This is a genomic window from Citricoccus sp. (assembly GCF_032154715.1).
GTDB lineage: Bacteria > Actinomycetota > Actinomycetes > Actinomycetales > Micrococcaceae > Citricoccus.
This window is the reverse complement of sequence record NZ_JALDXU010000019.1, coordinates 34,472-42,142: the sequence shown is the minus strand read 5'-3', so window position 1 is coordinate 42,142 and position 7,671 is coordinate 34,472. Positions and strand designations below refer to the sequence as shown.

Below are 7,671 nucleotides of genomic sequence, written 5' to 3'. Positions count from 1 at the left end.
CACCGAGGGTCGTTCCCGAGATATAGGTTCCGGCCGCCAGCGCTGAGGAGGCGGCGCTGACCTCCTCGTTGAGGTAGGCCAGCGCCAGCGCCGGGACGCCGCCCAAGGCGAAACCCTCGAGGAGGCGGAACGCCAGGATGGCCTCGAGACCCGGCACCACGACCGCCGTCAGCGAGAAGGCGCAGGCCGCCATGATGGCCCACCCCATGACCCGCTTCCGGCCGTAACGGTCACCGGCGTAGGACCACGGGATCACGCCGATAGCCAGTCCCAGAGTGGCCAGGGAGACCATGAGGGCGGCATCGGAGGCGGTGATGCCGAGGTCCCCGCTGATCAGCGGGAGCAGGCCCTGCGGGGAGTACAGCTGGGCGAAGGTCGCGACGCCGGCCAGGAACAGTCCCAGCAACAGGCGGCGGTATCCGGGGGTCCCGGGGATGTGTCCGGACCACGGTCCTGATGCGCCTGTCTCCACGGCCCCGACTCTAGCGCCGTGACCAGGGCGGAGGCGCCGCGCTGGCCTAGGATTGACTCCCATGACGACTTCTGTGGATCTGAGCCAGTCCTTCAAGGCCTACGACGTGCGTGGCATCGTCGGGGAGACCATCACTGAGGGATCCGTCCGGGCCGTGGGCGCGGCCTTCGTGGACGTGCTGGGCCTGGCTGGTTCGCGGGTGCTGGTCGGCGGGGATATGCGTCCGTCCTCTCCCGGGTTCGCCCGGGCCTTCGCGCAGGGGGCGACCTCCCGCGGCGCGGACGTGGTGATGCTGGGCCTGATCTCCACGGACATGCTGTACTACGCCTGCGGCGTGGAGCAGGCTGCCGGGGTGGTGTTCACCGCCTCCCACAATCCTGCCGCCTACAACGGCATGAAGATGGCGAAGGCCGGCGCCGTGCCGGTGTCCTCGGACACCGGCCTCTACGAGATCCGTGATGTGGCCCAGCGCTACTTGCAGGCCGGTGACATCCCCGCGGTGGAGGCCACGGGTGTGGTGAGCGAGCAGGACATGCTCGCCGCATACGCCGCCTACCTGCGCTCCCTGGTGGACCTGTCCGGGATCCGGACGTTGAAGGTCGTGGTGGACGCCGGCAACGGGATGGCCGGCAAGACCACCCCGGCGGTCCTGGGAGACACCGTGCTTCCGGCGCTGCCCCTGCAGATCGAGCCGCTGTACTTCGAGCTGGACGGCACCTTCCCGAACCATCCGGCGAACCCGCTGGAACCGGAGAACCTGCGGGATCTGCAGGCCGCCGTCCTGGCCCACGGCGCGGACCTCGGCCTGGCCTTCGACGGCGACGCCGACCGCTGCTTCGTGATCGACGAGAAGGGAGCCCCGGTCTCCCCCTCCGCCGTGACCGGGCTGGTGGCCCGCCGCGAGATCGCCCGTGCGCAGGCCGGGGACACCGTCAACGGGGCCGTGCAGGCCCCCGAGTCCGAGCCGGTCATCATCCACAACCTCATCACCTCCCATGCCGTGCCCGAACTGGTCGCGGCCCAGGGCGGGCGTGCCGTGAAGACCCGGGTCGGACATTCCTTCATCAAGGCCGTCATGGCCGCCGAGGGCGCCGTGTTCGGCGGGGAGCACTCCGCGCACTACTATTTCCGCGACTTCTACAACGCGGATACCGGCATGCTCGCCGCCATGCACGTGTTGGCCGCCCTGGGCACCCAGGAGGTGCCGCTGTCCGAGCTGGCGGCCGAGTACGACCCGTACACCGCCTCCGGAGAGATCAACTCCGAGGTCGAGGACAAGGCCGGCGCCGTGGACCGGGTCCTGGAGGTGTTCGCCTCCGGGTGGATCGAGGGCGGCCGCGTCGACGGCGGCCTCGCGACGACCTGCGAGCCGTGCCTGCAGGACCAGCACCTGGCCGGCGTCGACGTGCTCGTGGACCGCATGGACGGCACCACCGTGACCGCGGTGGACGGCACCTGGTGGTTCAACCTGCGCCCCTCCAACACCGAACCGTTCCTGCGCTACAACGGCGAGGCCCACGACGCCGAGACCATGGCCCGTGTCCGCGACACCGTCCTGAAACTCGTCCGCCAGGACGCCTGACGTACTTTGCGGGCAGAGAAGAGTACTATTCTCTGCCCGCAAAGTGGTCGGGGTCTGGGGTGCGGGTGATGCGGACGCGGCCGACCCGGTGGCCGTCCATGTCCAGGACCTCCAGGCTCGCCCCCTCGGCCTCGATCCGGTCCCCTGATTCGGGCACGCGTCCCAGCTGGGCCATCACGAAGCCGCCGACGGTCTCGTAGGAGCCGTCATCCGGCAGTTCCACACCCGTCTGTTGGGCCAGCTCCTGCAGGATCAGCCCGCCGTCCACCTCGGCATCCTCTCCCCACGCCAGGGCATTGTCCTCCGCGGCCAGGCTGTCATCGAACTCGTCGTAGATGTCCCCCACGAGTTCCTCCAACAGGTCCTCCAGCGTGACGATCCCGTCCGTGCCACCGTATTCGTCGATGACCAGGGCGATCTGGTTGCCGCTGGAGCGCATGCGGCTCAGGGCCTGCAGCACGTCCACCGTGCCGGGCAGGACGGTGATCTCGCGGGCGATCCCGTCCAGGGTGGTGGACGGGTCCGGCACCCGCAACAGATCGCGGATGTGGATGAAGCCGAGGACGTCGTCCGAGTCCTCCCCGGTGATGGGATAGCGCGAGTTGGGCAGGTCGGCCAGCTGCCGCATGGCCTCGGCCACACTGAGGTGCCCGGCCAGGAAGTTCACCTCGGGCCGGGGCCGCATGACCTCTACCACCGTGCGCTCGGCGGCGTCGAACACGGACTGCAGCACGTGCCGGTCCGTGTCCTCGAGCGCCTCCGACGTGGACACCATCGAGCGGATCTCCTCGGCGGAGACCGCCTCCTGGTGGGCCTTCGGATCGCCGCCGAGCAGGCGGACCACCAGGTTGGTGGATACCGAGAGCAGCCAGATGGCCGGACGCATCAGGACCGCGAACGCTCCCAGCGGCGGGGCCAGGACTTTGGTGAAACCCACCGCGTTCTGCATGGCCAGCCGCTTCGGGACCAGTTCACCGAAGACGAGGGAGAGATAGGCGATGACCAACGTCATGCCGATGAGTGCCGCCGTGCTGGCGGTCTGCTCCCCCAGCCCCCAACCGACCAGGACGGGTGCGAGATCCGGTGCGATCGTCGAGGCCCCATAGGCCGAGGAGAAGAAGCCGGCCACGGTCACGCCGATCTGCACGGCGGACAGGAACAAGTTCGGGTCACGGACCAGCGCCGCCGTCTTGGCACCCCGCGGCCCGGTGTCCTCGATCGCCTGGACCTGGGATTGCCGCAGGTTGACGATGGCCATCTCTGTGCCGGCGAACACGCCGCCGATCAGCACGAAGAGCAGCACGAGGGCCACATTCAGCAGGGTGTTGAGGTCCATGGGACCACGTTATCTCCCGGCGGGACTGGTCAGCCGTTCAACGCCAGGACGAAGGGCAGCACCCCGCTGGCCCCGGCCTCCCGCAGCACACGGCCGGCCTCGGTCAGCGTCCAGCGGCTGTCCGTCCGATCGTCGATGAGAAGCACCGGACCGTGCTGACCAGCCTCCCTGGCCGAGGCCAGCTGGGAGGCCAGCTCCTCGGGCACGGAGAACATCCGCCAGACCGAGGCCAGCCGGAAGGCGCTGTTGCCCCCGGACTCCCCGCGGGGCCCACCGTCCACGAGGTCGAGCGAGCCCAGGTACGGCAGGCGGCCGATCCGGGCGATGCCCTCGGCGAAGGAACCCACCAGGTCAGGACGGGTGCGGGACGGCACGGAGACCACGGCGATGGGCCGTTCCGCCCAGTCCCAGGACGCCAGGACCTGGACGGCCCCCTGCAACAGGTCCTGCTCCACGGGGGCGTCCTGCACGCCGCCCTCCGCGGCGGCGAACAGGCTGCGCAGCCGTCCGCCCCAGCCCAGGTCCGTCAGCCGGGCCACGGCCCGCCCCTCACCCGCCTGGGACTCCTCCGGGATGCGGCCCTTCAGCGGCACCCCCAGCCGGTCCATACCGCTGGGCCAGCTCCGGCGCGGCTCGATGGGCACCCCCACCCGGCCCAGTGCCTTCGAGGCACTGCCCTTGGCCGTCTCGTCGATGCCCGTGGGGAACCATGGGCCGGCGCAGTTGTCACACCGGCCGCAGGGGGCCGCCTCCGGATCGTCCAGGACGTGCGAGAGGAACTCCATGCGGCATCCGGACGTGTTCTCGTAGTCCAGCATGAGCTTCTCTTCGGCCAGCCGGGCCTGGGCCACCCGGCCATAGCGTTCACCGTCATACGTCCACGGTTGCGCGGTCCGCTGCCAGCCGCCCTGGGTGCGTTCCACGGCACCGTCCACGGCCAGGACCTTGAGCAGCAACTCCAGCGGGGTGCGCTTCAGATCCACCCGGGTCTCCAGGGCGGGGACGGACAGCGGTTTCCCGGCGGCCTCCAGCTCTCCCAGCACGGCCCGGGCCCGGTGCTCCTCCGGCATGGACGTGGTGGCGAAGTAGCGCCAGATCTCACGGTCCTCGGTGCCGGGGAGCAACAGCACATCGGCATGGTCCGTGGCACGGCCGGCGCGGCCGACCTGCTGGTAGTAGGCCACCGGGGAGCTGGGTGCGCCGAGGTGGACCACGAAGCCCAGGTCAGGCTTGTCGAACCCCATCCCCAGGGCGGAGGTGGCGACCAGGGCCTTGACCCGGTTGTCCTTCAACGCCTGCTCGAGTTCGGCCCGCTGTTCCGGGTCCGTCCGCCCGGTGTAGGACACCACCTCATGGCCGGCGTCCCGCAGGGCACGCGCGGTGTCCTCGGCGGCCGAGACGGTGAGCGAGTAGACGATCCCAGATCCGGGCAGCGAGTCCAGGTGCGTCAGCAGCCAGGCGAGCCGACTGGCCGGGCTCGGCATGCGCAGCACGCCGAGCCGCAGCGAGGAACGGGCCAGCGGGCCGCGCAGGACGAAGACCTCCCCTGAACCGTCTGCGCCGGCCACGCCGAGCTGTTCGGCGACGTCTTGGACCACCCGCTCATTGGCCGTGGCCGTGGTGGCCAGCACCGGCACACGGCGGTCACCGGCACCGGGCAGTTGGGCGATGAGGTCCCGGATCCGCCGGTAGTCCGGACGGAAATCATGCCCCCAGTCCGAGATGCAGTGCGCCTCATCCACCACCAGCATCCCGGTCCGGCGGATGAGGTCCGGCAATTGCACATCCCGGAACTGGGGGTTGTTGAGCCGCTCGGGGGACACCAGCAGCACGTCCACCGTATCCGCGGCGAGCCGCTCCCGGATCTGGTCCCATTCGGTGGCGTTCGCGGAGTTGATGGCCTCGGCGCGCACCCCGGCCCGGGCCGCAGCGGAGACCTGGTCCCGCATCAGGGCCAGCAGCGGGGAGACGATCAGCGTGGGCCCCGCGCCCCGTGCACGCAGCAGCAGGGAGGCCACGAAGTACACCGCGGACTTGCCCCAGCCGGTGCGCTGGACCACCAGGGCCCGGCGCCGATCGGCCACCAACGCCTCGATCGCCTCGAACTGGCCGGGGTGGAAGTCCGCGTCCTCGCGGCCCACCAGCCGGCACAGGACTTCACGGGCCTCGGTCCGCAGAGCCTCCCGCGCCGTCGTGGTCTCGCCAAGGAAGTCACCGTCGTTGTCATGGAGCGCCATACGGCCAGTATTCCAGCCGGGACGGACACCCCAGCGCCCGGTGCGCCGAACGGTGGAGGACGGGGCCGTCGTCGTGCCCTGTGGAGGAGGCGGACGGCCGGGTCCGGCCCGGTTAAACGCTTCCGCCCGGCACCGAATCGGCACCGGGCGGAGGCGTAGCCAACACAGTCGGCGTGGTCAGCCGTTGACGCGCTGGCGCAATCCGTCCAGCTGACCGGCGATCGACGCCGGCAGGGAGGCGCCGAAGCGGGCGAACCACTCCTCGATGGAGGCCACCTCGTCCTTCCACTCCTCGGTGTCCACGCGGAGGGCGTCCTCGAGGTCGGCGTCAGACAGGTCCAGGCCGGACAGGTCCAGCGCGTCCGGCGTCGGGACGTAACCGATCGGGGTCTCGGTGGCGCCCGCCGTGCCCTCGAGGCGCTCCACGACCCACTTCAGCACGCGGGAGTTCTCCCCGAAGCCGGGCCACGCGAAGCCGCCGTCCCGGTTGCGGCGGAACCAGTTGACCAGGTAGATCTTCGGCAGCTTGGCCTGGTCCACCTCGCCGGAGACCTTGACCCAGTGCTCCAGGTAGTCGCCCGCGTCATAGCCGATGAACGGCAGCATGGCCATCGGGTCGCGGCGGACCACGCCCACGGCGCCGACGGCGGCCGCCGTGGTCTCCGAGGAGAGGGTGGCGCCCTTGAAGATGCCGTCCTCCCAGTCGAAGGACTCGGTCACCAGCGGGATGGTCGTCTTGCGGCGCCCACCGAAGAGGATGGCGTCCAGCTTGACCCCGTTGGGCTCGTTGTACTCGTCGGCCAGCATCTGTGTCTGGTCGATCGGGGTGCAGAACCGCGAGTTCGGATGGGCGGCCGGGGTACCGGACTCCGGGGTCCAGTCGTTGCCGCGCCAGTCGGTCAGGTGGGCCGGGACCTCGTCCGTCATGCCCTCCCACCACACGCCGCCGTCGTCGGTCAGAGCCACGTTGGTGAAGATCGAGTTGCCCTGGGAGATGGCCTTCATGGCGTTCGGGTTGGTGCCCCACCCGGTGCCGGGCGCCACACCGAAGTAGCCGGCCTCCGGGTTGACCACCCGGAATTCGCCGTCCTTGCCGGGGCGGATCCAGGTGATGTCATCACCCAGGGTCTCCGCCTTCCAGCCGTCGATGGTCGGCTCGATCAGCGCGAGGTTGGTCTTGCCGCAGGCGGACGGGAAGGCGCCGGAGATCGTGTAGGACTTGCCCTCCGGGTTGGTCAGCTTAAGGATCAGCATGTGCTCGGCCAGCCAGCCCTCGTCCCGGGCCATGACCGAGGCGATGCGCAGCGCGTAACACTTCTTGCCCAGCAGGGCGTTGCCGCCGTAGCCGGAGCCGTAGGACCAGATGGAGCGCTCCTCGGGGAAGTGCACGATCCACTTGTTCTCGTTGCAGGGCCATGCCACGTCGGCATCCCCCTCCTCGAGCGGGGCGCCGACGGAGTGCAGGGCCGGGACGAAGAACGCCTCGGTCTCCTCCATCTTCTGCAGCACGTCCGTCCCGATGCGGGCCATGATGCGCATGGAGTTCACCACGTAGGCGGAGTCCGTGATCTCGACGCCGAACTTCGGATCATCGGCCTCGAGGTGCCCCATGACGAAGGGGATCACGTACATCGTGCGGCCGTGCATGGATCCGGCGAAGGTGTCCTGGAGGATGCCCTTCATCTCGGACGGGTCCATCCAGTTGTTGGTGAAGCCGGCGTCCTCCTCCTTCTCGGAGCAGATGAACGTCCGGTCTTCGACGCGAGCCACATCGGCGGGGTCGGAGAAGGCGGCGTACGAGTTCGGGAACTGGTCCTCGGAGAGCTTGACGAACGTGCCCGCCTCGACCAGTTCGCCGGCCAGGCGGTCATATTCCTCCTGGGAACCGTCCACCCAATACACGGAGTCGGGCTCCGTGAGCTCGGCAACCTCCTTCACCCAATCGAGAAGCTTGCCGTAGCTGGTCGGCGCTTCCGCCACAGCGCGATCTGCGAACGCGAGTGAGGAGTTTTTGGCCATGGGGGTTCCCTCCATTGGGTTGCGG

The 7,671-nt window shown here is 69.6% G+C and carries 5 protein-coding genes; 1 reads left to right on the top strand and 4 read right to left on the bottom strand.

Annotated elements, in window-relative coordinates; all coding sequences use genetic code 11:
- Window positions 1-472, bottom strand: a 472-nt coding sequence (locus RUH65_RS05375; RefSeq protein WP_313816225.1) for an MFS transporter, incomplete at its 3' end; no start/stop codon positions are given.
- Window positions 473-533: 61 nt separating this feature from the next.
- On the opposite strand from RUH65_RS05375, the gene manB reads away from it, so the two are divergent.
- Window positions 534-2,054: a phosphomannomutase/phosphoglucomutase gene (gene manB / locus RUH65_RS05370; RefSeq protein ID WP_313816224.1), complete on the top strand. Its 1,521-nt coding sequence runs from the start codon at window positions 534-536 to the stop codon at window positions 2,052-2,054.
- A gap of 25 nt (window positions 2,055-2,079) precedes the next feature.
- Here manB and RUH65_RS05365 read toward each other — a convergent pair whose 3' ends face one another.
- The 3 genes from RUH65_RS05365 to RUH65_RS05355 all read right to left on the bottom strand — a co-directional run bounded on the left by RUH65_RS05365 (window position 2,080) and on the right by RUH65_RS05355 (window position 7,646).
- Complete coding sequence (locus RUH65_RS05365) at window positions 2,080-3,390, bottom strand: hemolysin family protein (RefSeq protein ID WP_313816223.1); 1,311 nt, start codon at window positions 3,388-3,390, stop codon at window positions 2,080-2,082.
- Window positions 3,391-3,419: 29 nt separating this feature from the next.
- Window positions 3,420-5,627, bottom strand: a complete 2,208-nt coding sequence (locus RUH65_RS05360) for a DEAD/DEAH box helicase (RefSeq protein ID WP_313816222.1) — start codon at window positions 5,625-5,627, stop codon at window positions 3,420-3,422.
- 177 nt (window positions 5,628-5,804) lie between these two features.
- Complete coding sequence (locus RUH65_RS05355) at window positions 5,805-7,646, bottom strand: phosphoenolpyruvate carboxykinase (GTP) (protein ID WP_313816221.1); 1,842 nt, start codon at window positions 7,644-7,646, stop codon at window positions 5,805-5,807.
- Window positions 7,647-7,671: the final 25 nt, after the last annotated feature.

What these genes read in the sequence shown, in the direction of transcription:
- manB (WP_313816224.1), top strand. Translation starts at nt 534, where the DNA reads ATGACGACTTCTGTGGATCTGAGCCAGTCCTTCAAGGCCTACGACGTG.
- RUH65_RS05365 (WP_313816223.1), bottom strand. Translation starts at nt 3,390, where the DNA reads ATGGACCTCAACACCCTGCTGAATGTGGCCCTCGTGCTGCTCTTCGTG.
- RUH65_RS05360 (WP_313816222.1), bottom strand. Translation starts at nt 5,627, where the DNA reads ATGGCGCTCCATGACAACGACGGTGACTTCCTTGGCGAGACCACGACG.
- RUH65_RS05355 (WP_313816221.1), bottom strand. Translation starts at nt 7,646, where the DNA reads ATGGCCAAAAACTCCTCACTCGCGTTCGCAGATCGCGCTGTGGCGGAA.